Origin of the sequence: Pseudomonas sp. 3296 (assembly GCF_031456615.1) — a bacterium.
Lineage (GTDB): Bacteria > Pseudomonadota > Gammaproteobacteria > Pseudomonadales > Pseudomonadaceae > Aquipseudomonas > Aquipseudomonas mucoides.
The window spans coordinates 374568-400038 of the sequence record NZ_JAVDUY010000007.1 but is presented as its reverse complement, the minus strand read 5'-3'; the positions used below and the strand labels follow the sequence as shown (position 1 = coordinate 400038).

Genomic DNA, 25471 nt, shown 5'->3' with positions numbered 1-25471 from the left:
AATGACTGGTTGAAACACTGAACCTGTAGGAGCGAGCCTGCTCGCGATGGCGGTCTCATAGTCAACATTTCTACTGACTGATACACCGCTATCGCGAGCAGGCTCACTCCTACAGGGACTGAGTGCTTCAGTAGAGGCATTCAACCGCCATGGCCGTGGCTTCGCCGCCGCCAATGCAGATCGCTGCGACGCCGCGTTTCAGGCCTTTCTGGCGCAGGGCCGAGAGCAAGGTCACGAGAATCCGTGCGCCCGACGCACCAATCGGATGGCCCAAGGCACACGCGCCGCCGTGAACGTTGACCTTCTCGTGAGGAATTTCCAGTTTGGTCATGGTCACCAGACTGACCACGGCGAACGCTTCGTTCACTTCAAACAGTTCGACCTGGTCCAGCGACCAGCCGGTTTTATTCATCAGCTTCTTGATCGCGCCCACCGGTGCCACCGGGAACAGCCCCGGGGTGTCAGCGAACGCCGCGTGGCCGTGAATCACGGCCAGTGGTTTCAGCCCTTGTTTCTGGGCTTCGGAACGGCGCATCAGCACCAGTGCCGCCGCGCCGTCGGAAATCGAACTGGAGTTTGCCGCCGTGACCGTGCCGCCATCGCGGAACGCCGGTTTCAACGAGGCGATCTTGTCCAGTTTGGCTTTCGGTGGCTGTTCGTCGTTGCTGATGAGCACGTGTTCTTTACCGACCATGACCGACACCGGGACGATCTCGTCCTTGAAGCTGCCGTCCTTGATCGCCTGCTGCGCGCGGGTGGTCGAGGCGATGGCAAAGGCGTCTTGCGCTTCGCGGGTGAAACCGTTGGTTTGCGCGCAATCCTCGGCAAAGGTGCCCATCAGGCGGCCCTTGTCGTAGGCATCTTCCAAACCGTCGAGGAACATGTGATCGAGCACACGGCCATGGCCCATGCGGTAACCGCTGCGCGCGCGGTCCAGCAAATAAGGCGCGTTGGACATGCTTTCCATGCCGCCCGCCACCACCACGTCGGCACTGCCGGCCACCAGCATGTCGTGGGCCAGAATCGCTGCTTCCATGCCCGAACCGCACATCTTGTTGAGCGTGGTGCAACGCGTCGATTTATCCAGCCCGGCGCCCAGTGCAGCCTGGCGCGCCGGCGCCTGGCCGAGGCCAGCGGACAGCACGCAGCCGAACAGCACTTCTTCGACCGATTCGGCGTTGATGCCGGCGCGCTCGACGGCGGCGCGGATGGCCAGAGCACCGAGTTGCGGTGCAGTGAGGCTTTTCAGTTCGCCCTGAAACCCGCCCATCGGGGTGCGGACGGCGCTGACGATAACAATCGGATCGTTGGCAATGGTCATGACAAAACTCCTTACTTGGCGGCCATGCGCAAGGCACCGTCGAGACGAATCACCTCGCCGTTGAGCATGCTGTTTTCAATGATATGCCGGACCAGCGCGGCGTACTCGCCGGGCTTGCCCAGACGCGGCGGGAATGGCACGCCAGCGGCCAGCGAATCGCGCACTTCCTGGGTCATGCCGGCCATCATTGGCGTTTCGAAAATGCCGGGGGCGATGGTCATCACGCGGATGCCAAAACGCGCCAATTCACGGGCAGCGGGCAAGGTCAGGCTGACGATCGCACCTTTGGACGCGGCATAAGCCGCCTGGCCGATCTGGCCGTCATAGGCAGCGGCCGAGGCCGTGTTGATGATCACGCCGCGCTCGCCATCGGCGTCCGGCTGGGTTTCGGCGATGGCCGCCGAGGCCAGGCGCAGCATGTTGAAGCTGCCGATCAGGTTGACGTTGATCACCTGGCTGAAACTGGCCAATGCATGCGGGCCGTTCTTGCCGAGGATTTTCTCGCCACGCACGATGCCGGCGCAATTGACCAGACCGTTGAGGCCACCGAAGGCTTTGACCGTGGCTTGCACCGCCGCTTCCGCCGCCGCTTCGTTGCTGATGTCCGCGACCACGCTTTGCGCGCCCAGGCGCTGGGCCTGCGCCGCCACGGCCTCGGCATTCATGTCCACCAGCATCACTTTGGCGCCGGCCGCGACCAGCATTTCAGCCGTTGCGGCCCCCAGGCCGGAAGCACCGCCGGTGACCAGAAAAATCTTGTTTTCGATCTGCATCATTGTTTCCTTGGATTCAAGCTGAAACGTTCTTCGCGGCGGCCTCTTGAGCCTTGGCGATTTCCTGGTTGCGCAAGATAAAGCGCTGCAATTTGCCGCTAGGGGTTTTCGGCAACTCGCTGACAAATTCGATTTCACGGGGGTAGGAATGCGCCGCCAGACGTTTGCGCACGTGTTGGCGCAGTTCTTCGGCCAACTCCGGTGTGGCGCGGTATTGCTCGCAGATCACGACGAAGGCCTTGACCAGTTCGGTGCGCTCCGGGTCGGGTTTGCCGACCACCGCTGCCTCGACCACGGCCGGGTGCTCGATCAACGCACTTTCCACGTCGAACGGGCCGACGCGGTAGCCGGACGTGGTGATCACGTCATCGCTGCGACCGACGAAGCTGATGCTGCCGTCCGGGTTCCACTCCACGGTGTCGCCACTTAAATAATAGTCGCCGACGAACGCTTTGGTCGGCGCGCCTTCGTAACCGTTGAACCAGCACATCGGCGATTGGGTGCGGTCGATGGCCAGAATGCCTGGCTGGCCGACGCCAAGTTCTTTGTACTCTTCGTCCAGTACCACGATGCGGTGGCCAGGCGAGGCAAAACCGGCGGCGCCAACGTGGACCGGGTGTTCCAGTGCGTGGTGATTGCACAGGACCATGCCCAGTTCGGTCTGGCCGTAATGGTCATGGATGACCACGTCGAGGTTGTCGGCAAACCAGCGGATCACTTCCGGGTTCAGCGGCTCGCCGGCGCTGCTGACGATGCGCAGCTTGCCCTTGATCGACCTGGCGAACTCGTCGCCGCCTGCGATCAGCAGGCGGTAAGCCGTCGGCGACCCGGTGAGGTTGGTAATCCCGTACTTGTTGATCACCCGGCAGGTGCTTTCGAGGGTGAATGGGCCATCGTAAAAGGTGATCGGATGCCCCATCGACATTGGCCCGGTGACGCCGAAATAGATGCCGTAGGCCCAGCCCGGATCGGCAACGTTCCAGAATGCATCTTCGGGACGCAAATCCACGGCGTCGCGGGTGTAGCTCTGGAACGCGACGATGGCTTTCAGCGGAACCGACAAGGCTTTCGAAGGGCCAGTGGTGCCCGAGGTGAACATCAGCAGGAACGGGTCTTCGCCGGTCAGCAGCACCGGTTCGCAGTCGGCGGAATAATTGGCCAGTTCGGCCCAGAAGCTGTAATCGCCACGGACAATGCCCTGGCCTTTGGCGCCACCGACAGTGACGGTGGTCGGGCAGTCGGCGACTTCAACGAGTTTCGAGCGATTGACCGCGTCGGTCACCACGACTTTGGCCCCGGAGCAGCCGAGACGGTGTTCGATGGCTTTGGGGCCGAACGCGGTAAACAGCGGCTGGTACACCGCGCCAATGCGCCAGGTGGCGAACACGGTGATCAATAATTCGATGTTGCGTGGCAGGAGGCCGGCGACCTTGTCGCCCTTCTTCACCCCTTGGGCCAGCAGGAAATTGGCAAAACGCGCGGCTTTGTCCTGCAAGTCGCTGAAGGTGTACGTGGCGCTGGCACCATCGCGCCCTTCCCAGAACAGCGCAATGCGCCCCGGCAAGGCGTGCCGGTCGCAACACTCGACACAGGCGTTGAGCGCTTGCAGGGAACCACTGAGTGCGGCGTCGACGGTGTGCTGATAATTGAACTGTGATGTGGCAGACAAGTAATCGCGCATTGCCAGAATCCCTTTGTATTTTTATTAGGTTGGGGAACCGTAAAAACCAGGGAAATACTCGCTCTGTGGGCAGAACGGGGCAATGGTCAAAGTTATCAAGTTGCGTGACTGCTTTGGCCAAGGTTCAAGGGTTGTTGCGCCTGGGGCCAGACTGAGCGACACAAAATCCGGATCAGTGCGCTTCGTTCAGAATCAAACTGCGGTAATGCCCCGGATTAGACCCCGACCACTTGCGGAACGCCTTGTAGAACGAGCTGGCATCGGCAAACCCCAACCGCGTCGCGATCTCGGCGAAGCTGATGCTCGGCTCGGCCAGCCAGACGATCGCCAGTTCCTTGCGCACGCTGTCCTTGAGCCCTTGATAGGTCTGCCCTTCTTCCGCCAGACGTCGGCGCAAGGTCGAGGCCGACATGCACAGTTGCTGCGCCAAGGGTTCGGTCTCGGGCCACTGTTCAGCGGGGAGCTGTCGCAAGTTGTGCTTGATTCGGCTCGCAAGGCTTTCCGGATCACGGTACTTGACCAGGATATTGGCCGGCGCATGGGCCAGGAAACGCTTGAGTTCTTCCGGGCTGCGCTTGATGGGTAAATCCAGGCAGTCGGCCGAGAAAATCATCCGGGTGCGCGGGCGATCGAAGCGCAGGTTCTCGGAGAACATCACCTGATAGTCGTCGCAAAAATCCGGCGCGGCGCAGCGCAATTCTATGGCCAGGATCGGGATGCGCCGCCCGGCCAACCAGCAGGCAACGCCGTGGACGATCATCCAGTAGGTAAAGTAGGTGAAGGCGCGTCGCGGGTCCTGGTCGTCTTCCAGCAGCACGATTTCGGCCAGGCTTTGCTGGCGAACCAATTGCGCAGGCAAGTGTTCGAGCATCAACGACAGAAAGCTCAACCCCGTGGTCAAACCAGCCGCGAGGCTGGGCTGAACCATGGCGCAACGACAGAGAAATTCGAGGCTGCCGGACTTGAGCTTGCGCGGGTCCATGCCAAAAAATTCGTCATCGCCACGCCGGGCCAGCAAGCGCCAGAGCCGCGCATAAGCGGTGGCCGGAACACGGGCATCGGTGGTTTGCAGCCAGGCCGGATCGATGCCGACCTTGTTCAACACCTCGTCGGTGGCCTGACCGGGGGCGCAACTTTGCAGCAGCGCTTCGCGCACCAGTTGAATGGAGATGGTGTCTTTTTCGGACATTGAGCGCGGTGAGCCCTGTTGTTTTTTTGAGTGCGGGCATCTTACCGCAGCCCGGTTGAGCAAAGGAGATCCGCACAGGGGGCATAGGGTGAATTAAGGGAATGGGTGATGTTCAGGCTCGTTCAGGTTAGGTTCAGGTAAATGGCAATCAACCCCATATGGGAATGAGTGTCATTATGTTACAAATTAGCACCCTATCTAATTCCACCGGTGCTGAATGCTCGTCCCTTTCCTGATCATGCTGCGCGAAGGCATTGAAGCCGCGTTGATCGTTGGCATCATCGCCAGCTACCTCAAGCAAACCGGCCGTGGCCAGTGGATGCCCGCCGTGTGGATCGGCGTGTTCCTCGCCGCCGCCCTGGCCCTGCTGGTGGGCGGTGGCCTGGAGCTGGTCAGTGCCGAGTTCCCGCAGAAACAACAAGAGCTGTTTGAAGGCGTGGTCGGTCTGGTTGCCGTCGGCATTCTCAGTTCCATGGTGTTCTGGATGCGCAAAGTGGCGCGTTCGATCAAGCATTCCTTGCACGCATCCCTTGATCACGCGCTGACCGGCTCCAGAAACCAGGTGTTCGCGCTAATCGCCATGGTGTTTTTCGCCGTCGCCCGGGAAGGTCTGGAGACAGTGTTCTTCCTTCTCGCGGTGTTCCAGCAAAGCGAAGGCCCCGCCGCGCCCATCGGCGCCCTGCTCGGTCTGGTACTGGCCATCGTCATCGGTTTCCTCATTTATACCGGCAGCATGCGCCTGAACCTCAGTGCGTTTTTCCGCTGGACCGGGTTGTTCATCCTGGTGGTCGCCGCCGGCATTCTCGCCAACTCGGTGCAGGCGCTGCATGAAGCCGGGGTGTGGAATCACCTGCAAACCGTGCTGTTCGACGTCAGCGCCACGCTGCCGATGGATGGCCTGCTGGGCTCGGTGCTGGCGGGTATGTTCGGCTATCAGGACGCGCCAACCGTCAGCACCCTCGGCGCTTATCTGATTTACCTGGTGGTGGCGCTGGTGATGTTTTTCCTCCCGGCCCCGGCGCCCGCCAAACAGTCTTCCTCCGTTTCCAGTCAGTAAGGGCTTTCATGTCAACGCCTACTCCAAACGTAGCCGCACCCTCCAGGGCTTTACGCTGGGCGGTGGCCGGTTCGGTGATCGTGATGATTGCCGCCGCCGGCCTGTTCTACTACGCCTCGAAAATGGCCGCGGCCAAACGCCAGGCCAACCATGACGAAATCGTGGTGAACATTCACCCGCACAGCTGCGAGCCGAATGCGCTGACGGTCCCGGCCGGTCGCGCCAGTTTCCGCATCGTCAACCGCTCGGACCGCGCCGTGGAATGGGAAATCCTCGACGGCGTGCTAGTGCTCGAAGAGCGCGAGAACATCGCGCCGGGCCTGAGCCAGGTGATCAACGCCAACCTCGCGCCCGGCGACTACACGATCACCTGTGGCTTGCTCAGCAACCCGCGCGGCACCTTGCACGTGACCTCGACGGCCGCGTCCGACGCCGCCGCCAAGGCCAAACCGTCGATGGTCGCGTTCATCGGGCCGCTGTCGGAATTTCGCGTGTACCTGAGCAGCCAGAGCACGGCGCTGATCAAAGCCGTCACCGCGCTTGAGCAAGCGATCGAGGCTGGCGACCTCAACCAGGCGCAAGCCTTGTATGTGCCGGCCCGTGCTGCGTATCAACGCATCGCCCCGGCCGCACAGCGCTTGGCCGAACTGGACAATGCGATCAATGCCCGCGCCGACTATTTCGAAAAACGCGAACAGGACCCGGCCTTCGTCGGCTTCCATCGCCTGGAATACGCGCTGTTCCAGCAACGCAACCTCGACGGCCTGACGCCGGTGGCGCAACGCCTGACCAGTGATGTCACCACGCTCAAACAACAACTGCTCGCCGAGCCGCTGCCGCCGGAACAACTGGTGAGCATTATGGTGCGCAACCTCAACACCCTCGCCGACGTGCGCGCCAGCAGTGGCGAAGAAGAACGCTACAGCCACACCGACCTCAACGGTTTCGCGGCCAACCTCGACGTCGCGCGCAAAGTCGTCGAGCTGTTGCGACCGATGCTGAGCAAGACCGCGCCTGACGTACTACCGAAGATCGACAACACCCTCGCCGCCGTCGACAGCGAACTCAATGGCCTCAAGATCAACGACGGCTACGCCAGCTACGACAGTGTCAGCGCCGAACAACGCAAACAGATCGCCGACAAGGCCCAGGCACTGGCCGACGCCCTCGACACCATCGATCCCGCCCTTGGCCTGTCCGGCCTGTAAGCAGAAGACGACATTCAGATGAACGATTCAGAGCAATTCAACCTCCAGCGTCGCCGGGTCTTGATGGGCATGGGCGCCGCCGGTGTCGCATTGGCCGGCAGCGCCCTGAGCTGCCCGGCGATGGCCGCCAGCCCCGCGCAAGTCACCGAAGCGCCGAGCAGCGACAAGACCGAAGACCGCCACGTCTTCCACGGCAAACACCAGACCGGCATCGTCACCCCGCGCCCGGCGTCGGGCATGCTGGTGTCGTTTGATGTGTTGGCCAGCGACCGCGAAGACCTCGAACGGCTGTTCCGTACCCTCAACGAGCGCATCGCGTTTTTGATGAAGGGCGGTCCGGTGACCCAGGTTGATCCAAAACTGCCGCCGGTGGACTCCGGGATTCTCGGCCCGGTGGTGACGCCGGACAACCTGACCATCACCGTCTCGGTGGGCGAGTCGCTGTTCGATGAGCGCTTCGGTCTGGCCAACGTCAAACCCAAGCGGTTGATACGCATGGTCGGTTTCCCCAACGATGCGCTGGAAGCTGACTGCTGCCACGGCGACTTGAGCGTGCAGTTCTGTTCCAACACCACGGACACCAACATCCATGCCCTGCGCGACATCGTGAAAAACCTCCCGGATTTGCTGCTCGTGCGCTGGAAGCAGGAAGGCAGCGTGCCGCCGCAGGCCCCGGTGAAGCCGGGTGTTCCGGCACAGAGTGCACGTAACTTCCTCGGTTTCCGCGACGGTTCGGCCAACCCTGACTCCAACAACGCCAAGGCCATGGACAACATCGTCTGGGTCCAGCCCGGCAGCGATGAACCGGCCTGGGCGGCAAATGGCAGCTATCAAGCGGTGCGAATTATCCGCAACTTCGTCGAGCGCTGGGACCGTACGCCGTTGCAGGAACAGGAAAGCATTCTCGGACGGGTCAAAAGCACCGGAGCCCCCATGGGCGGCGCCCATGAAACCGAGGTGCCGGACTTTGCCAAAGACCCGGAAGGCAAGCTGACCAAACTCGACGCACACATCCGCCTGGCCAACCCGCGCACCGCCGCGACCCAGGCCAACCTGATCCTGCGACGTCCGTTCAACTACTCCAAAGGCGTGAACAAAAACGGTCAGCTCGACATGGGCTTGCTGTTCATCTGTTACCAGGCCGATCTGGAAAAAGGCTTTATCACCGTACAAACCCGTCTGAACGGCGAACCGCTGGAGGAATACCTCAAGCCAGTCGGCGGCGGCTACTTCTTCACCTTGCCGGGTGTCACGAGCGATCAGGATTTCATCGGTCGCTCGCTGCTGGACGCCTCCCATTCAACAACAACCGCATAACAGCGCCCAACACGGAACCGCCCCATGAAAAAGTCGCCACTCGCTTTGATGCTGACCCTTGGCTTGCTCAACACTCCGCTTTCAGCATTCGCGGCGACCGCGCCGCTGGACCTGGTGGGGCCGGTCTCGGACTACAAGATCTACGTCACCGAACAACTGGACGAATTGGCCAGCCACACCCAACAGTTTACCGACGCGGTGAAAAAAGGTGAGCTGGCCACTGCGCAAAAGCTCTATGCCCCGACGCGCGTCTACTACGAGTCGATCGAGCCGATTGCCGAGCTGTTCAGTGACCTGGACGCGTCCATCGACTCCCGCGTCGACGACCACGAAAAAGGCGTGAAAGCTGAAGACTTTACCGGCTTCCACCGCCTCGAATACTCACTGTTCTCGGAAAAAAGCACCCAAGGCCTGGGCGATCTGGCCGATGGTTTGAACAAAGACGTCAAGGATCTGCAAACCCGCGTCGCTGGCCTGACCTTCCCGCCTGAGAAAGTCGTCGGCGGCGCGGCGGCGTTGCTGGAAGAAGTGGCGGCGACCAAGATCTCCGGCGAAGAAGACCGTTACAGCCACACCGACCTGTATGACTTCCAGGGCAACGTCGACGGCGCAAAGAAAATCGTCGATCTGTTCCGTCCGCAGATCCAGAAGCAGGACGCGGCGTTCATCGCCAAGGTCGACAAGAACTTCGCGACCGTGGACAAGATCCTGGCCAAGTACAAGACCAAGGACGGTGGTTTCGACACGTATGACAAGGTGAAAGAGAGTGACCGCAAGGCGTTGGTTGGGCCGGTGAATACGCTGGCGGAAGATTTGTCGACGTTGCGTGGGAAACTCGGTTTGAACTGAGGTTTTGTAGCGTCTGGGTTGTCCCCATCGCGAACAGGCTCACTCCTACATTGGATTTGTGAACGACACAAAACCGCTGTAGAAGTGAGCCTTACAGAATCCGATAGAGCAACCGCTCAATCCGCACCCGATTGACGCGCGTGAGGAACTTGGACACGGCCGGCGGGTAGTCCAACAGCGTTTCGAGGTCCTGATAACGCTCGATGCGCTTTGTGTTCTGGAAAATCTCCACCAGCTCAGCCTTGCGCGGCTCCAGCAACTCGCCTTTCGGGTCATCGATCAGCAGCGCGTTTTCCAGGTCAAGACGGAACGCTCGCGGGTTGAGGTTGTTGCCGGTCAGCAAGGTGTAGCGCTGGTCGATCCACATGCCTTTGAGGTGATAGGTATTGTCGCCATCGCGCCACAAATGCAGGTTCAGCTTGCCGCTGTCGATGCTGTGTTGATGGCGTTTGGCAAAACGTCGCAGGCTGATCTCATAAAGGTACGGCAGCGCCGCGATCACCTTGAACGGCTCGCTGGGCGGGATGTAGAAATCGTTGGCGGTCTTGTCGCCGACCACGATGTCGACCTTCACGCCCCGGCCCAGCGCCCGGTTGATTTCCCGGGTCACCGCCAGCGGCAGGTTGAAATACGGCGTGCATATGGTCAGTTGATGCTGGGCGGTGGCGATCAGCTCGCAAATCACCCTGTTCAAGGGATTGTTCTTGCCCACACCGAGCAACGGACTGACGCACAAATCGCCTTTCAGCGTGGTGCCGGCGGTGGTGTCGTAGGCGGCGTGCTTGAGGCGGCTTCGCAGATCGCCAATGTCGTTGCGCAGGCTGCGGGTAGTTGGCAGGTTCGGCAAGTCGAGGCGGTGCACGGCTTTGGACGCGATGAAACCGTGCTGGATCAAGTGCTGCATGGAGTTGGCCAGCGCCTGGTTCTGCAGCACGTGATAGCGGTCGAAGCGGTACTTGTCGAACTTGTGCAGGTACACATTGTTCAAGCTCGCACCGCTGTAGATCACGCAGTCATCGATGACAAAGCCTTTCAAATGCAACACGCCAAACAACTCACGGGTCTGCACCGGCACGCCATACACCGGCACTTCACTGGCGTGGGTGCGAGTCGCTTCCTGATACCACGCCGAGTTTCCCGGTTGCTTGCCGGCACCGATCAGCCCGCGCTGGGCACGCAGCCAGTCCACCACCACGACCACGTCCAGCTGCGGACGCGCCAGTTTGGCGGCGTGCAAGGCATCGAGAATTTCCTGCCCGGCTTCGTCCTGTTGCAGGTACAGCGCGACGATATAGATGCGGTGCGTGGCCTGGGCAATTTTTTCCAGCAGGCAACGACGAAACTCGGCAGCGCCGGAAAGGATGGTGACGGCATCGGCGGTCAGCGGAAAACTGCGCAGTTTGGGCAGCAGAGGGCGTTTGAAAAGCGACGGCATAGGGCTCGCAATGGGTCGAATCCGAAGAATTCAAGAGCTTACACCATGGATGGGCCTGGGTCTTGTTACCGTCTGTAATGGCCCCATCGCGAGCAAGCTCGTTTACACAGGGAACGCGTTCCAAGTGTAGGCGTGAGCCTGCTCGCGATGGGGCCACAAGAGACAATATAAATTATTTATTGACCAAGGAGAACGAGCGTTCTACTGTTCGCCACATGAACGAATCAACCAGCACCACTACACGCGACATCATTCTGGATGTCACCGAAAAGTTGATCTATAAAAGTGGCATCGCCGCCACCGGCATGGACCTTCTGGTGAAAACCGCCGGCGTCTCCAGAAAAAGCATCTACCGCTACTTCGCCAACAAGGAGGAGCTGACCGTCGCAGCCCTGCAACGCCGCGATGTGCGCTGGATGCATTGGTACAGAACCGCCGTCGATCAGGCTGGAACACCGGCCGATCGCCTGCTCAAACTGTTTACCGTGCTCAAGGCCTGGTTCGCCTCGGAAGGCTTCCGCGGTTGCGCCTTCATCAACACCAGCGGCGAAACCGGCGACCCGCAAGACCCGGTCCGCCTGGTCGCCAAGGAACACAAACAGAAGCTGCTCGACTACGTGCGCGAGCTCTGCACCGAACATGGTGCCAGCGATCCGGAGAACACGGCCAGACAGCTGCTGATCCTGATCGACGGTGCCATTACCGTGGCGCTTGTCATGGGTGATCACAGTGCCGCCGATAATGCGCAATGCATGGCGCGAAAGTTATTGGACCTGTAACACTTTATATAAGCGTGACAATGTGTTTGAACGTTATTTTTCTTGGGAGACTTTACATGTCTAACGCTGAAGTTCGTCCGCCATTGCCCCCTTTCACCCGCGAGTCGGCCATCGAAAAAGTTCGCCTGGCCGAAGACGGCTGGAACTCTCGCGACCCGCAACGGGTATCGCTGGCTTATACACTGGACACCAAATGGCGCAACCGCGCCGAGTTCGCCTACAACCGCGAAGAAGCCAAAGGTTTCCTCACCCGCAAATGGGCCAAGGAGCTGGATTACCGTTTGATCAAGGAACTCTGGGCTTTCACCGGCAACCGCATCGCCGTGCGCTATGCCTATGAATGGCACGACGACTCGGGCAACTGGTTCCGTTCCTACGGCAACGAGAACTGGGAGTTTGATGAAAACGGCCTGATGGCTAACCGGTTTGCCTGCATCAACGACCTGCCGATCAAGGAAAGCGAACGCAAGTTCCACTGGCCACTGGGACGTCGGCCGGATGATCATCCGGGGCTGTCCGACCTGGGCCTGTAAATCCACCTAGATCCAATCTGTAGGAGTGAGCCTGCTCGCGATTGCGGTGTATCAGTCACTGTATATATCGACTGACACTCAGCCATCGCGAGCAAGCTCGCTCCCACAGGGGACGATGGTGTTGCGCAGATCCCATGTGGAAGCGAGCCTGCTCGCGATGGCGCCAGACCAGTCGCCGCAGAAGTCGGATCTAGGTAAGATACCGCCCCTTCCCCGCAGCCCTTTCCTGCACCCCGCCGAATAAGCCGATTCCATGCCTTTCGAACTCAGCGTTGACCTCACCACCCTGGCCATTCTGGCTGTCGTTGCCTTTATAGCCGGCTTCATCGACGCGATTGCCGGGGGTGGCGGCCTGCTCACCACGCCGGCACTGCTCACCGCCGGCCTGCCGCCGCACCTGGTGCTGGGCACCAACAAGTTGAGTTCCACCTTTGGCTCGGCCACCGCCAGTTTCACCTTCTACCGACGCAAGCTGTTCCATCCCCGGCAGTGGGTGCATGCCATCGTCGGCACCCTGATCGGCGCATTGACCGGCGCCATCGTCGCGCATTACTTGCCGGCCGAGTGGCTGAACAAAATGCTCCCGGTAATCGTCTTCGCCTGCGGCGTGTACCTGTTGTTCGGCGGTACACCCAAGGCACCGCTGGACAGCGATGCACCGATCAAGAAAAAGTGGCAATCGACCCAAGGCTTCAGCCTCGGTTTCTACGACGGTGTGGCCGGTCCCGGCACGGGTGCATTCTGGACCGTCAGCACCCTGCTGATGTACCCCATCGATCTGGTGAAGGCCAGCGGCGTGGCGCGCAGCATGAACTTCGTCAGCAACATTGCGGCGCTGTCAGTGTTCGTGTTTTCCGGGCAGGTGGACTGGATCATCGGCCTGAGCATGGGCGTGTCGGTGATGGCCGGCGCATTCTTCGGCGCTCGCACCGCCATCAGCGGCGGCGCGAAGTTCATTCGTCCGGTGTTCATCACCGTGGTGCTGGGCTTGACCGTGCGGTTAGCCTGGCAACACTGGTTCAGCGTGGCCTAAGCGCCGCGCCACGTAGACGTCGATCAGGTAACGGGCAATCGAGCGCGACGCCGGCAACGGCGGCAGCGCGTGGACGTTGAACCACTGGGCGTCTTCGATTTCGTCTTCCTGACAGACAATCTCGCCCCCCGCGTACTCGGCATGGAAGCCGAGCATCATCGAGTGCGGGAACGGCCAGCACTGGCTGCCCAGGTACTGGATGTTCTTGACCTCGATCTGCACTTCCTCGCGAACCTCGCGAATCAGGCAGTCCTCGGCGGACTCACCCGGCTCGGCAAACCCGGCCAACGTGCTGTAGACCCCGCTGACAAAACGCGGAGAACGGGCCAGCAGCACTTCATCACCACGGGTCACCAGCACGATCATGCTCGGCGAGATCCGTGGGTAATAGCGCAAATCACAGGGCTCGCAGTACATCGCCCGTTCACGCGGAACTTGCGTCGCCTCCTGCCCACAATTGCCGCAGAAGCGATGCTCACGGTACCAGGTGCCAATTTGCGCGGCATAGCCGAGCACCTTGTACACCGTGTGATCGCCCTCAAGCATGAACGCCCGCAGGCCTTTCCAGTTGCAACCCGCAACGTCGCTGGCGCTGCGCAGTTCCAGCAGATAGACCGGCTCACCGTCGAGATGGCCGATGCCGTGTTCGGCGAGAATCGGCAAGTCCTGACGCTTGAGCCATTCACGCGGGAACAGCGCGCCATTGTCATCGAACAGGAAGCCTTCCGGGCTGCGGGCCACGGCCCAGCCGCCGGGTTGATCGGTGTCCAGTACTGCAGTGGTCCAGCGTGAAGTCATGATTAATCAGTCCAGAAATTCGGGTTTCTGTTTGCTCATATGGGCGGCCATGGCCACGCGCAAATCAGTGGATTGCAGCATGGCGGCGTTCCAGGTGGCGACGTATTCGAGGCCGTCGTCGATGCGGTGGTCGCGCATGTAGCTGATCATCTCTTTGGTGCCGGTGACCGCAATCGGCGACTTGCTGGCGATTTCCCGGGCAATGCCCATGACGCCCTCCAGCAGGCTGTCAGTGTCGCTGTAGACGCGATTGACCAGGCCGATGGTGCGCGCTTCTTCGGCGCCAAACGTGCGACCAGTGTAAGCCAGCTCACGTAGCATGCCGTCACCGATGATACGCGGCAAGCGTTGCAAAGTGCCTACATCCGCCGCCATGCCGATATCGATTTCCTTGATCGAGAATTGTGCGTCTTCGGCGGCGTAGCGCATGTCGCAGGCGGCGATCAGATCAATCGCGCCACCCAGGCAATAGCCTTGAATCGCTGCCAGCACCGGCTTGCGGCAATGGTCGACGGCATTGAAGGACGCCTGCAGGGCGAGAATCTTGCGCCGCAGCAGCCGTGCATTGCGGCCGACGTCCTTGCCCAGTTCATTGGCCACGCCGGCCAGCATCATCAGGTCAATGCCGGAGGAGAAATGCTTGCCGGCGCCGCCAAGCACCACCACGCGCACTTCGTCGGTGTCGTCGATCCATTGGAAAATTTCAATGATCTCGCTCCAGAACGCGGCGTTCATGGCGTTGATCTTTTCCGGACGGTTGATCTGCACATGGGCGATGTTGTCGGCGAGTTCGACGGTGAACGCGGTGTACTGAGACATGGCAGTGATCCTTTTACCAGGCAAAAATGAGGTCCGGACTATAACAAGGCATTGGCGGGGGGAGTAAGGCAGTGGTTCGGCCAAAAGCGGGACTCGGCAGGGACTTGTGCTGTGTGGGCGGCCGCATCGCGAGCAAGCTCGCGATTGGCTGTCCCCCCATCTAACGGCCCTTCACCGCGACAAACGCCGCAGTCTCATAAGGCACCGTCACCACATCCCGTCCACGCAACGCCGGCTCCCCGACAATCAACGCCCGAACCTGCTCATCCACCCTCGCCCGCTGCGCCTGCGGCAACGCCGCAATAAAACTGGTTGAACGCACTCGATTGAAAATTACATCCTCAGGCGGCCCTGTATGGCCATGGCTGAAATGCTGCGCCTGCAACGGCCCGAACGCCGGATGAGGAAACGCCTGGCGCCAGGAACCGGTGTAATAGCGCGGCGTATCACCTTCCAGCGCATTGACGATCGCATCCAGTTTCGGCACCCAACTCACCTTGGTATCGCGCACGTTCCACACCAACCCCAACCGCCCGCCCGGCTTCAGGACCCGGGCAATTTCAGTCAGCGCTTCGGCACTGGCAAACCAGTGGAAGGCCTGGGCGCAGACCACCACGTCCACACAGGCATCCGGCAACGGCAGGTCCATGGCGGTGCCGCTCACGGCCAACACCTCGGGATGAGCCAGGGAGAGTTTTTCCAGCATCTGCGGTACAGGCTCGACGGCGATCACCTGCGCCCCGGTCGCCAGCAAGCGGCCGGTGAATTTGCCGGTGCCGGCCCCCAGGTCGATCACGGTGCTGTCCGCGTTCAAGCCCAACGTACCGGTCAACCAGTCGGCTACGGCCGGCGGATAGTCCGGGCGGCCGCGAACATAGGTGTCGGCGCCGGTCTTGTATCCCGCCGCTGCAGAATGATGAACGTGGTCTTTCATGGCAGTTCTCCGCTGGACAACGAATGCTGTCGAGCATAGCGCCAAGGTTTAAGCTTTCCTTGTACTGATCAGCACAAAGAAATGAATAATTGTTCACGCTGCGGTGTTCTTGTATCAGCACCACGAACGATGGTGGATCAAACTCTGGAGCCTTGCCCATGAACCTGCGTTTTGCTGTTTTCACCGCCCCGCTGCTGCTTGCCGGTTGTCTGACGGCCGCGCTGACCAGTTCCCTGGCCCTGGCCCATGGCGACGAAGATGAGCCCGCCAAACCCAACTGCCCGAAAGGCCAGGTCTTCGATTCCAAATCGCAAAAATGCCTCAGGCAGACCAGCAGTCTGGTGCCGGATGCCGACCGCACCAATTACGCCTATCGTCTGGCCAAGGACGGTCGTTACGAAGAAGCCCTGGCCCTGCTTGATACACTGAAAGATCCGAACACGGCCAAAGCCTTGAACTATCGCGGCTACGCGACGCGTAAACTGGGGCGCACCGACGAAGGCATCGGTTACTACCTGCAATCGGTCAAACTCGACCCACAGTATGCGCAAGTACGCGAGTACCTCGGCGAGGCGTATGTGATCAAAGGCCGACTGGACCTGGCGCAAGAACAGTTGCAGCACATCAAATCGATTTGCGGCAGCACGTGCGAGGAATACCAGGACCTGGCCGAAGCGATAAACGATTCATCGAAAACCTGACACTGATTAAACGACGGAGGTCGCTATCGCCAGCGATCATGCAATCAGGGCCGAACTGGGCCAACATCTAGCGCGATTGTGGCGCTATGGCTTGCTGCTGTCCCGGCAACGGCATGTGGCCGAAGACCTGGTGCAGGCGACCTGCGTGCGGGCGCTGGAGCGTGCCGGGCAGTTTGTCCCCGGCACGCGCATGGACCGCTGGCTGTTGAGCATTCTGCATTCGATCTGGCTCAACGAAGTGCGCGCCCGCCGGGTGCGCCAGGGTCAGGGGTTGGTGGACGCCGAAAGCCAGTTATCGTTTGACGGCGAGCACGCGGCGCAAACCCATGTGCGCGCAGCCCAGGTGATCAGGCGTGTCGACGCGCTGCCCGAAGCCCAGCGCGAAACCGTGTACCTGGCGTACGTCGAAGGCTTGTCGTATCGCGAAGTCGCCGAGGTGCTGCAAGTGCCCGTCGGGACGGTCATGAGCCGGCTGGCCGCTGCACGGGTGAAACTGGCTGAATATCCACCGCTGCATGCTGTACCGAACCCTTCCTCGGGAGAACGTCGATGAACGAACGCGCCGCACTGTCGGACGAGCAACTGGTGGCCTACCTCGACGACCAGCTCGATGCCGAGCAACGCGCCCGCATCGACACGGCCATCGCCGAGGATTCGACGCTCAACCTGCGCCTGCAATGGCTGGCCCGCAGCAGCCTGCCGTTCAAGGACGCGTTTGCCCAATTGTCGCAACAGGCGCCCATGGATCGTTTGCAATCCATGCTCGACACGTTGCCTTCGCCTGAACGTCCGTCGATGGATCGTCGCTGGTTTTTGGCGGCTGCGGCCGGATTGGTGGTCACCAGCGTGGTGGCGGACCGCTTGTTCCTCGGCTGGCAATTGAGCCAGGAAAAGAACAACTGGCGCGGGTTGGTGGCGGATTACATGTCGCTCTACGTGCCAGAAACCCTGGAACACTTGCCCAGCGATGAGGCCACCCAACGGGCGCAATTGCGCTCCATCGATACGCGCCTGGGCCTGAGCCTTGCGCCCGCGAAGTTGACCTTGCCGCGCGCTGAGTTCAAGCGCGCACAAATCCTCGAATATGATGGTGTGCCGATTGCCCAGATCACCTACCTGGACCCTGCGAACGGCCCGATGGCGTTGTGCGTCACGCTCTCCAATAGCGGCAGCCGGCACTTCGCCCGTGAGCGTCGGCACGGCATGAACGTCGTGTATTGGGCGGACATGGAACACGCATGGATGCTGATCGGGCACAACCCGGCGGCAGAACTCGAAGACATGGCCAAGTTATTGCGTACGCGACTCAGCGCATAGTTCTGTAGCAGCTGTCGAGCCTGCGAGGCCGCGCATCTGCTACAAAGAACGCGTCAGGGTTGGGTGGGTAACCACAAGCGGAAACGTGCACCGCCTAGCGGGGACGGTTCGACCGTCAGGGTGCCGCCCTGCGCCTCCAGCGCCCGACGGCTGATCGCCAACCCCAACCCAAACCCACCTGTGGCCCGGTCGCGGCTGCGGTCCAACCGATAAAACGGTTCAAAAATCCGCTCACGCTCGTCATCCGGAATGCCGATCCCGTCGTCATCCACCCAGATCTCACAGCCCTTCGCACACACCTGCACGCCAACCTGAATGCGTTTTTCGCAATAGCGCATGGCGTTGCGCAACAGGTTCTGAATCGCGCGGGCAGTCAGGCGCGGGTCGAGCGTGAAGCGTTCGAGTTGGCCGTGAAGCAGCACATCCATGACAATGTGCGGCGATTCCAGCTCTTCATCAACGCTGCCCAGAATGCTGTCGATAAACTCGTCCAGCGCCACTTCAACCTGCTCCGGCACTTGCGCCGGGTTTTGCAGGCGGCTGTAGGACAGCAACTCCAAGACCAATTCATCCAGCTCACGAATATGCGCGACCAACCCTTGCAAGCGCTCGCGACTGGTCACGGGCAAGTCATCGGACAGCGCCAGCGCCAGGCCAAAATCCAGGCGGGTCAACGGTGTGCGCAGTTCGTGGGATACAGCGTTGAGCAAGTCGCGCTGCTGGTTCAGCAGGTTTTCGATGTCGCCGGCCATGGTGTCGAAGACATTGGCCAGGCTGCCGATGTTGGAATGTCGGGAAATACGAGTTCGTTCGCTCAGGTGCCCCTTGCCGAAACGCTCGGCCGTGCCTTTGAGGCGTTCCAGATCACGCCAGTGCGGGCGCAGCCACAGCAGCAGGCAGGCGAGCATGGTCGCCCCGATCAGGACGTTGATGCTCCAGTACAACAGGCTGACGTCCATCGGGTCCGGTGGCACGATCATTTGCACCACCGTTTGCGCGTTTAGCGGCGCCACGGCGAGCGTGCGCCAGCCCCAGTCGCCGATGCGCACCACGTTCTCGCCACTTTGCAGGCGTTCGCGCTCGTACAAGGTGAAATCCGGGTCGTCATTGCGCGTCAACGCGATGTGCAGCGGGGCGAAATCCTTGTCCATCTCGACCGCCAACGCCGGCCATTGCGCTTCGGGCACGGCGTGAAACTGTTTGACGATGAGGGTTTGCAAGCCGCGCGAATAGTCGAGGTTGTAGGTGACAAAGCGTTCATGGAAGACCTTGATCACCAGGTCTGGCACCAGGTAAATCGCCGCGCTGAACGAGACGATGGTCACCAGATACAGGCGAAACAGAATCCTGAACATCGTCTCAGCATTCCCACTCGGAACGGCTGAACAGGTAGCCCTTGCCCCACACCGTCTTGATCTTGCGCGCTTCACCGGCGTGGTCGTCGAACTTGCGCCGCAACTTGGAAATCGCCACGTCCACCGAACGGTCGGTGCCGTTGAATTCGATGCCGCGCAGGCGTTGCAGGATCTGGTCGCGACTCAGCACTTCGCCGGCGTGACGGGCCAGCACTACCAGCAGGTTGTATTCACCGCTGGACAGCTCGACCAATTGCTCACGCCAGGTCACCGTGCGCTCCGACAGGTCGATGCACAGGTTGCCCATGAGGATACGGTCGTTGGCGGTTTGCGGCTCGCCCAGACTGCTGCGGCGCAACAGCGTGCGCACGCGGGCCAGCAGGACGCGAGGCTCGCAGGGCTTGGTGACGTAATCGTCGGCGCCCATTTCCAGGCCCAGCACTTGATCGTGGCTGTCGTCGCGGGCGGTGAGCATCAGGATCGGCAGCGTCGCCGAATCCGCCCGCAGCAAGCGGCACACTTGCAGGCCGTCGAGGCCCGGCAGCATCAGGTCGAGGATCACCAGATCCGGCGGATTGACCCGCGCGCGCTCACGCACGTGATCGCCACGGCTGATCACGCTGACCGAATAGCCGTTGCGTTCCAGGTAGCTGGCGATCAGTTCGGAGAGCGCGGTGTCGTCTTCGACCAGGAGGATGTTGGGCATGGGTGTTCCAGAAAGTGCTGTGGCGACGGGGCGGGCGCTATCGCGAGCAAGTTCGCGCCCACAGTTGATTGAGGATGTTCACAAAATCTGTGTCTACACCAAATCCCTGTGGGAGCGGGCTAGTCCGCGATGGCGGCTTGAGCGTCGCAAAAAATATCAAGTCGCCAAGGATATACGCCCTCACCCCCGCCTGAGTAAAACCCTTACACAATTTCACACAGCACCAACAAAGCTTCACCGCTACCCTCACCCGCTCCCCGTAGGATGCGGGTGGTCATTATTGGGGTAATTCCATGTCAAAGAATCTGTTCGCCATGCTCGGCCTGTTCGCACTGGCGCTGACGCTGAGCGCCTGTGACAAGTCCTCCACCGCCGAAGAACAGGCGCCGTTGGCCACCGTGCGTATCGAAACCATCGAAGCCCGCCCCCTGTCGATCACCAGCGAATTGAGCGGGCGGATTGCTGCGCCACGGATCGCCGAAGTCCGCGCTCGTGTTGCCGGCGTCGTGTTGCAACGCACCTTCAACGAAGGCAGCGATGTGAAAAAAGGCGACGTGCTGTTCCGGATCGATCCGGCGCCGTTCAAGGCTGACCTGGACAGCGCCGAAGCGGCGTTGCGCAAAGCCGAGGCCAATGCGTTCCAGGCCCGCTTGCAAGAGCAGCGCTATGCCCAGTTGATCGAAGGCAACGCCATCAGCGGCCAGGATTACGACAACGCCCGCGCCAACGTCCGGCAAACCGCCGCCGACGTCGCCGCCAGCAAAGCTGCCGTGGAGCGGGCGAAACTCAACCTCGGTTACGCCACCGTCACCGCACCGATTTCCGGACGCGTCGGCCGCGCACTGGTGACCGAAGGCGCGCTGGTCGGGCAGAACGAAACCACGCCACTGGCGCTGATTCAGCAGCTCAACCCGATTCATGCCGACCTGACCCAGTCGACCCGCGAACTCAACGACTTGCGCCGCGCCTTCCGCTCCGGCCAGTTGCAGCAAGTCGGCCAAGGCCAGGCCAAAGCCACGTTGATCCAGGATGACGGCAGCCTCTACCCGCTGCCGGGCAAACTGTTGTTCACCGACATCACCGTCGACCCCGGCACTGGCCAGATCATCCTGCGCAGCGAGTTCCCCAACCCGGACCTCGACTTGCTGCCCGGCAGTTTCGTGCGGGTGCGCCTGGAGCAAGCGGTGAACCAGCAAGGCATCAGCGTGCCGCAACGGGCGATCCAGCGTGACAGCGCCGGCATTGCTCACGTTTTGCTTCTGGACCCCGAGCAGCGCGTCGGCCTGCAACCGGTTGAACTGGGCGCGGTTCAGGACGATCGCTGGATCGTCACTGGCGGCCTCAAGCCTGGCGATCGCATCGTCACCGAAGGCCTGCAACACGCACGCCCCGGTGAACACGTGCAGATCGACAGTTCCCCTCTTCCACTTGCCCAGGTTTCTGGTCAGTAAGCAGGACGCTTTTTATGCCGCAGTTCTTTATTGATCGCCCGGTGTTTGCCTGGGTGGTTGCCTTGTTCATCCTGCTGGCCGGCGCATTAGCCATTCCGCAGCTGCCCGTGGCGCAATACCCCGACGTTGCACCGCCGCAAATTGAAATTTACGCCCAGTACCCGGGCGCCTCGGCGCAGACCGTGGACGAAAGCGTGGTCAGCCTGATCGAGGAAGAACTCAACGGCGCCGACCATTTGCTGTACTTCGAATCCCAAAGCAGCCTCGGCAGCGCAACCATCAAGGCCACTTTCCAGCCGGGCACCAACCCGGAAATGGCCCAGGTCGATGTGCAAAACCGCCTGAAAGTCGTGGAATCGCGGCTACCGCAAGCGGTCAATCAGCAAGGCCTGCAAGTCGAGAAAGTCTCCGCCGGCTTCCTGCTGCTGGTCACCCTCACCTCCAGCGACGGCAAACTCGACGACGTGGCGCTCAGCGATTACCTGGCGCGCAACGTGATGAACGAGATCAAGCGCCTGGACGGTGTCGGCAAAGCGCAGTTGTATGGCGCCGAAAGGGCGATGCGCATCTGGATCGACCCGCAGAAGCTGATCGGTTTCAACCTGACCCCGGCCGACGTCAACGCCGCCATCGTCTCGCAGAACGCCCAGGTGTCCGCCGGCAGCATCGGCGACTTGCCAACCCGCACCACCCAGGAAATAACCGCGACCATTCTGGTCAAGGGTCAGTTGTCGACGCCGGAAGAATTCGCCGACATCGTCCTCAAAGCCAATCCCGACGGCTCCACCGTGCGCATCAGCGATGTCGCGCGGGTGGAAATCGGCAGCCAGGAATACAACTTCTCCACCCGCCTGAACGGCAAACCGTCGACCGCTGTCAGCGTGCAACTGGCACCAGGCGCCAATGCCTTGAGCACCGCCACGTTAGTCCGCGCGAAAATGGACGAACTGTCGCGCTACTTCCCGGCTGGCGTGGAATACAAGATTCCGTACGACACCTCGCCCTTCGTCAAAGTCTCGATTACCAAAGTGGTTTACACCTTGGGCGAAGCGATGCTGCTGGTGTTTGCGGTGATGTTCCTGTTCCTGCAAAACATCCGTTACACGCTGATCCCGACGCTGGTGGTGCCGGTCGCGTTGATGGGGACGTTTGCGACCATGTTGGCGCTGGGCTTTTCGATCAACGTGCTGACCATGTTCGGCATGGTGTTGGCCATCGGCATTCTGGTGGACGACGCCATCGTGGTGGTGGAGAACGTGGAGCGGATCATGGCCACCGAAGGCCTGTCGCCCAAGGAAGCGACGCGCAAGGCAATGACGCAGATCACCGGGGCAATCATCGGCATTACCCTGGTGCTGGTGGCGGTGTTCATCCCGATGGCGTTCATGCAGGGCTCGGTCGGGGTGATTTACCAGCAGTTCTCCTTGTCGATGGCCACGTCGATCCTGTTCTCGGCATTCCTCGCACTGACCTTGACCCCGGCGCTGTGCGCGACGTTGCTCAAGCCGATTGCCAAGGGTGAACATCACGAAAAAACCGGGTTCTTCGGCTGGTTCAACCGTGGCTTCGAACGCTTGACCGAACGCTACCAAGGCTGGGTTGCCTATGCGATGAAACGCACTGGGCGATACCTGCTGATCTATGGCGTGCTGCTGATCGGTCTGGGCGTGTGTTTCAGTCGTCTGCCCTCCTCGTTCCTGCCGGTCGAGGATCAGGGTTACACCATCACCGACATTCAGCTGCCACCGGGCGCAAGCAAGAACCGCACGGTGCAGGTGGTTGAGCAGATTGAAGCGCACAACGCCACCGAACCGGGGATTGGCGACAGCACGATCATTCTCGGCTTCAGTTTTTCCGGGAGCGGGCAGAACGCGGCGCTGGCGTTTTCCACGCTTAAGGATTGGTCTGAACGCGGCAGCGACGATTCGGCGAGTTCGATTGCCGATCGGGCCAACGTCGCGTTGAGTCAGATCAAGGACGCTGTGGTGTTCTCCGTTCTACCGCCACCGGTTGATGGCCTCGGCACCTCCAGCGGTTTCGAGTTCCGTTTGCAGGACCGTGCTGGCCTCGGCCATGCCACGCTGATGCAGGCGCGTAGCGAACTGCTCGCCGCGGCCGAGAAAAGCCCGATCCTGATGAACGTGCGCGAAAGTGCTTTGGCCGAAGCGCCGCAAGTGCAACTGGAAGTCGACCGCAAACAAGCCAACGCGTTGGGCGTGTCCTTTGCCGATATCGGCAATGTGCTGTCCACCGCCGTCGGTTCGGCGTACATCAACGACTTTCCCAATCAGGGGCGGATGCAGCGGGTGGTGGTGCAAGCCGAAGGCGATCAACGCAGTCAGGTCGCCGATCTGCTGAAAATGCACGTACGCAACACCCACGGAAAAATGGTGCCCTTGTCGGCCTTCGTCCAGGCCAAATGGACCCAGGGCCCGGCGCAGCTGACGCGATATAACGGTTACCCGGCGATTGCCATTTCCGGTGAGCCATCACCGGGTCACAGTACCGGTGAAGCCATGGCGGAAATCGAGCGGCTGGTCGCACAAGGGCCGGCGGGTTTGGGTCAGGAATGGACCGGGTTGTCGTTGCAGGAGCGCTTGTCCGGCAGTCAGGCGCCGATTCTGCTCGGCTTGTCGCTGCTGATCGTGTTTCTGTGTCTGGCCGCACTGTACGAGAGCTGGTCGATTCCGACGTCGGTGCTGCTGGTGGTGCCGCTCGGCGTACTTGGCGCGGTATTGGCCGTGACCTTTCGCGGCATGCCCAACGATGTGTTCTTCAAGGTCGGGCTGATCACCATCATCGGGCTGTCGGCTAAGAACGCGATCCTGATCATCGAGTTCGCCAAGAGCCTCTATGACGAAGGGCATGACCTGATCGACGCCACGCTGCAAGCCGCACGGTTGCGGTTGCGACCGATTGTCATGACGTCGCTGGCGTTCATTTTGGGTGTGGTGCCGTTGGCGATTGCGACCGGGGCCAGTTCGGCGAGTCAGCAAGCGATCGGCACCGGTGTCATTGGCGGGATGATCACGGCAACGCTGGCGGTGGTGTTTGTGCCGGTGTTTTTTGTGGTGGTGATGAAGTGGGTTCAACGTTTAAAGAAAACGCACTGAACTCTTCATTGTATAAACCGCATTTTTTAAGCCAAGAAGCCCCCGTGGACTGTCAGAGCTGACAGCTCACGGGGGCTGCATTCCTCCTTACGCTGGGTTCAACGCTCGACGTCGTCGTTGAGCACCAGGTGAACACTCAGCGAAGGAATGCCCAGATGAAAAATCCAACCCGTCGTACAGCACGCGCCACTATCGGAACCTGCGCCGCAGATATCAACGGCGGGTTCTATCGATTTCGAAGCCGAACGCTCGGACGGGTCAATAACCATCAGCGTGAAAAAAGGACTGTTCCATTTCGACGGCACACAGCATCCGGCCTGAGCATTTTGATAAAAGGCAAAAGCTCCGCACTTGCCGCATCACTCATGGCAGGGCTATGGTGCTGCAAAGCCCCTGACCGTGAGTCTTCATGCCCTTCCTCGCGCGCACCCACCCTCGCCTGTCCGCCGCCGCTACCTTGGGTGTCGCGGCAGGCATTCTGGCTCCGGTCGATTCGATCATCAGCAAAATCCTCATGGGCTGGAATGTCGGGGTCTGGACTTACCTGATCCTGATGCTCTGGCTCGCCGCCCGCGCCAAGGCGCCGGATGTAAAGCGTATTGCCGAGGTTGAAGACGAAAACGCCGGGCTGGTGTTGTTAGTCGTGAGCATTGCCGCGCTTGCCAGCCTCGCGACCATCACCTTCGAACTGGCCGGCAGCAAGGAGCTGGAAACCACCCGCAAGCTCCTGCATTACGGCTTCACCGCGCTGACGGTCATCGGTTCATGGCTGCTGATCGGGGTGATTTTCAGCGTGCATTACGCTCGCCTGTTCTACACCTGGGACGGCAAGGACCTGGCGCTGCGTTTCGCTGAAGGACTGGAAACCCCTAATTACTGGGACTTCCTGTACTTCTCTTTCACCATTGGCGTGGCGGTGCAAACCTCGGATGTCGGTGTGGCGACACGGGGTATTCGCAAAATCGTGCTGGCGCAATCGTTGATCAGTTTTCTGTTCAACACCGCGATTCTGGGGTTTTCGATCAATATTGCGGCGGGGTTGTTTGGCTGATGGCTGCACAAACGTTCTAGTCATTGTTCCCTGCGTGGGTGTCAAATAAGT

24 protein-coding genes are annotated in these 25471 nt (G+C 60.7%); 13 read left to right on the top strand and 11 right to left on the bottom strand.

Annotated elements, in window-relative coordinates:
* Nucleotides 1-127 precede the first annotated feature (127 nt).
* From J2X66_RS21175 to J2X66_RS21160, 4 genes are all read right to left on the bottom strand, one after another.
* The gene (locus J2X66_RS21175; RefSeq protein ID WP_310268027.1) at nucleotides 128-1321 is read right to left on the bottom strand and encodes an acetyl-CoA C-acyltransferase; all 1194 of its coding nucleotides are present in this window, start codon (nucleotides 1319-1321) and stop codon (nucleotides 128-130) included.
* 11 nt (nucleotides 1322-1332) lie between these two features.
* Complete coding sequence (locus tag J2X66_RS21170; protein WP_027923042.1) at nucleotides 1333-2094, bottom strand: SDR family NAD(P)-dependent oxidoreductase; 762 nt, start codon at nucleotides 2092-2094, stop codon at nucleotides 1333-1335.
* A 16-nt stretch (nucleotides 2095-2110) separates the two neighbouring features.
* Entirely contained in the window at nucleotides 2111-3775 is a 1665-nt protein-coding gene (locus tag J2X66_RS21165) for an AMP-binding protein (RefSeq protein WP_310268024.1), read from the bottom strand.
* Nucleotides 3776-3947: 172 nt separating this feature from the next.
* A complete protein-coding gene (locus J2X66_RS21160; RefSeq protein WP_310268022.1) occupies nucleotides 3948-4964 on the bottom strand; it encodes an AraC family transcriptional regulator in 1017 nt (338 codons plus the stop codon).
* A 217-nt stretch (nucleotides 4965-5181) separates the two neighbouring features.
* Here J2X66_RS21160 and efeU point away from each other — a divergent pair, with 217 nt between their 5' ends.
* Genes efeU through efeO (J2X66_RS21140) form a run of 4 tightly spaced genes read left to right on the top strand, consistent with a single transcriptional unit; the run spans nucleotide 5182 to nucleotide 9395 of the window.
* On the top strand, nucleotides 5182-6021 hold the full coding sequence (gene efeU / locus J2X66_RS21155; protein WP_310268018.1) for an iron uptake transporter permease EfeU: 840 nt from the start codon (nucleotides 5182-5184) through the stop codon (nucleotides 6019-6021).
* An 8-nt stretch (nucleotides 6022-6029) separates the two neighbouring features.
* A complete protein-coding gene (gene efeO / locus J2X66_RS21150) occupies nucleotides 6030-7229 on the top strand; it encodes an iron uptake system protein EfeO (RefSeq protein WP_310268015.1) in 1200 nt (399 codons plus the stop codon).
* Nucleotides 7230-7247: 18 nt separating this feature from the next.
* Nucleotides 7248-8546, top strand: a complete 1299-nt coding sequence (efeB, locus tag J2X66_RS21145; protein ID WP_310268012.1) for an iron uptake transporter deferrochelatase/peroxidase subunit — start codon at nucleotides 7248-7250, stop codon at nucleotides 8544-8546.
* Nucleotides 8547-8570: 24 nt separating this feature from the next.
* Nucleotides 8571-9395 carry an iron uptake system protein EfeO gene (efeO, locus tag J2X66_RS21140; protein ID WP_310268009.1) on the top strand — a complete coding sequence of 275 codons (825 nt, stop codon included), beginning with the start codon at nucleotides 8571-8573 and terminating at the stop codon, nucleotides 9393-9395.
* Nucleotides 9396-9486: 91 nt separating this feature from the next.
* On the opposite strand, the gene pssA is transcribed toward efeO (J2X66_RS21140), so the two are convergent.
* Entirely contained in the window at nucleotides 9487-10830 is a 1344-nt protein-coding gene (gene pssA / locus J2X66_RS21135; protein ID WP_310268006.1) for a CDP-diacylglycerol--serine O-phosphatidyltransferase, read from the bottom strand.
* A gap of 215 nt (nucleotides 10831-11045) precedes the next feature.
* On the opposite strand from pssA, the gene J2X66_RS21130 reads away from it, so the two are divergent.
* From J2X66_RS21130 to J2X66_RS21120, 3 genes are all read left to right on the top strand, one after another.
* Nucleotides 11046-11609, top strand: a complete 564-nt coding sequence (locus J2X66_RS21130) for a TetR family transcriptional regulator (RefSeq protein ID WP_310268004.1) — start codon at nucleotides 11046-11048, stop codon at nucleotides 11607-11609.
* A 56-nt stretch (nucleotides 11610-11665) separates the two neighbouring features.
* Complete coding sequence (locus J2X66_RS21125) at nucleotides 11666-12142, top strand: nuclear transport factor 2 family protein (protein WP_140669239.1); 477 nt, start codon at nucleotides 11666-11668, stop codon at nucleotides 12140-12142.
* Nucleotides 12143-12395: 253 nt separating this feature from the next.
* The gene (locus J2X66_RS21120; protein ID WP_027923032.1) at nucleotides 12396-13175 is read left to right on the top strand and encodes a TSUP family transporter; all 780 of its coding nucleotides are present in this window, start codon (nucleotides 12396-12398) and stop codon (nucleotides 13173-13175) included.
* Here the strand turns inward: J2X66_RS21120 and nudC are convergent.
* The 3 genes from nudC to J2X66_RS21105 form a co-directional block, all read right to left on the bottom strand.
* On the bottom strand, nucleotides 13143-13973 hold the full coding sequence (gene nudC, locus J2X66_RS21115) for an NAD(+) diphosphatase (protein ID WP_059182900.1): 831 nt from the start codon (nucleotides 13971-13973) through the stop codon (nucleotides 13143-13145). The genes J2X66_RS21120 and nudC overlap by 33 nt on opposite strands.
* Before the next feature lie 6 nt (nucleotides 13974-13979).
* Nucleotides 13980-14792, bottom strand: a complete 813-nt coding sequence (locus J2X66_RS21110) for a crotonase/enoyl-CoA hydratase family protein (RefSeq protein WP_310267996.1) — start codon at nucleotides 14790-14792, stop codon at nucleotides 13980-13982.
* Nucleotides 14793-14952: 160 nt separating this feature from the next.
* Nucleotides 14953-15726 (bottom strand): class I SAM-dependent methyltransferase, encoded by a 774-nt coding sequence (locus J2X66_RS21105; RefSeq protein ID WP_310267993.1) that lies wholly within the window; start codon nucleotides 15724-15726, stop codon nucleotides 14953-14955.
* A 158-nt stretch (nucleotides 15727-15884) separates the two neighbouring features.
* Between J2X66_RS21105 and J2X66_RS21100 the strand changes: the two genes are divergently transcribed.
* Genes J2X66_RS21100 through J2X66_RS21090 form a run of 3 tightly spaced genes read left to right on the top strand, consistent with a single transcriptional unit; the run spans nucleotide 15885 to nucleotide 17744 of the window.
* Nucleotides 15885-16427 (top strand): tetratricopeptide repeat protein, encoded by a 543-nt coding sequence (locus tag J2X66_RS21100; RefSeq protein WP_027923028.1) that lies wholly within the window; start codon nucleotides 15885-15887, stop codon nucleotides 16425-16427.
* Between the two features lie 55 nt (nucleotides 16428-16482).
* The gene (locus J2X66_RS21095) at nucleotides 16483-16980 is read left to right on the top strand and encodes an RNA polymerase sigma factor (RefSeq protein WP_081743930.1); all 498 of its coding nucleotides are present in this window, start codon (nucleotides 16483-16485) and stop codon (nucleotides 16978-16980) included.
* Entirely contained in the window at nucleotides 16977-17744 is a 768-nt protein-coding gene (locus tag J2X66_RS21090) for a transcriptional regulator (protein WP_310267988.1), read from the top strand. The genes J2X66_RS21095 and J2X66_RS21090 overlap by 4 nt, the downstream gene beginning before the upstream one ends.
* A 53-nt stretch (nucleotides 17745-17797) precedes the next feature.
* Here the strand turns inward: J2X66_RS21090 and J2X66_RS21085 are convergent, their stop codons facing one another.
* Nucleotides 17798-19099, bottom strand: a complete 1302-nt coding sequence (locus J2X66_RS21085) for an ATP-binding protein (RefSeq protein ID WP_310267986.1) — start codon at nucleotides 19097-19099, stop codon at nucleotides 17798-17800.
* A 4-nt stretch (nucleotides 19100-19103) separates the two neighbouring features.
* Entirely contained in the window at nucleotides 19104-19805 is a 702-nt protein-coding gene (locus J2X66_RS21080; protein WP_027923024.1) for a response regulator transcription factor, read from the bottom strand.
* Nucleotides 19806-20098: 293 nt separating this feature from the next.
* Here J2X66_RS21080 and J2X66_RS21075 point away from each other — a divergent pair, with 293 nt between their 5' ends.
* Together J2X66_RS21075 and J2X66_RS21070 are read left to right on the top strand one after the other, a co-directional pair.
* Nucleotides 20099-21256, top strand: coding sequence for an efflux RND transporter periplasmic adaptor subunit (locus tag J2X66_RS21075; RefSeq protein ID WP_310267979.1), 1158 nt, complete (start codon nucleotides 20099-20101; stop codon nucleotides 21254-21256).
* Nucleotides 21257-21270: 14 nt separating this feature from the next.
* Complete coding sequence (locus J2X66_RS21070) at nucleotides 21271-24369, top strand: efflux RND transporter permease subunit (RefSeq protein WP_310267977.1); 3099 nt, start codon at nucleotides 21271-21273, stop codon at nucleotides 24367-24369.
* A 98-nt stretch (nucleotides 24370-24467) separates the two neighbouring features.
* Here J2X66_RS21070 and J2X66_RS21065 read toward each other — a convergent pair whose 3' ends face one another.
* On the bottom strand, nucleotides 24468-24674 hold the full coding sequence (locus J2X66_RS21065) for a hypothetical protein (RefSeq protein WP_310267974.1): 207 nt from the start codon (nucleotides 24672-24674) through the stop codon (nucleotides 24468-24470).
* 104 nt (nucleotides 24675-24778) lie between these two features.
* Between J2X66_RS21065 and J2X66_RS21060 the strand changes: the two genes are divergently transcribed.
* The gene (locus J2X66_RS21060; protein ID WP_310267971.1) at nucleotides 24779-25420 is read left to right on the top strand and encodes a DUF1345 domain-containing protein; all 642 of its coding nucleotides are present in this window, start codon (nucleotides 24779-24781) and stop codon (nucleotides 25418-25420) included.
* Nucleotides 25421-25471: the final 51 nt, after the last annotated feature.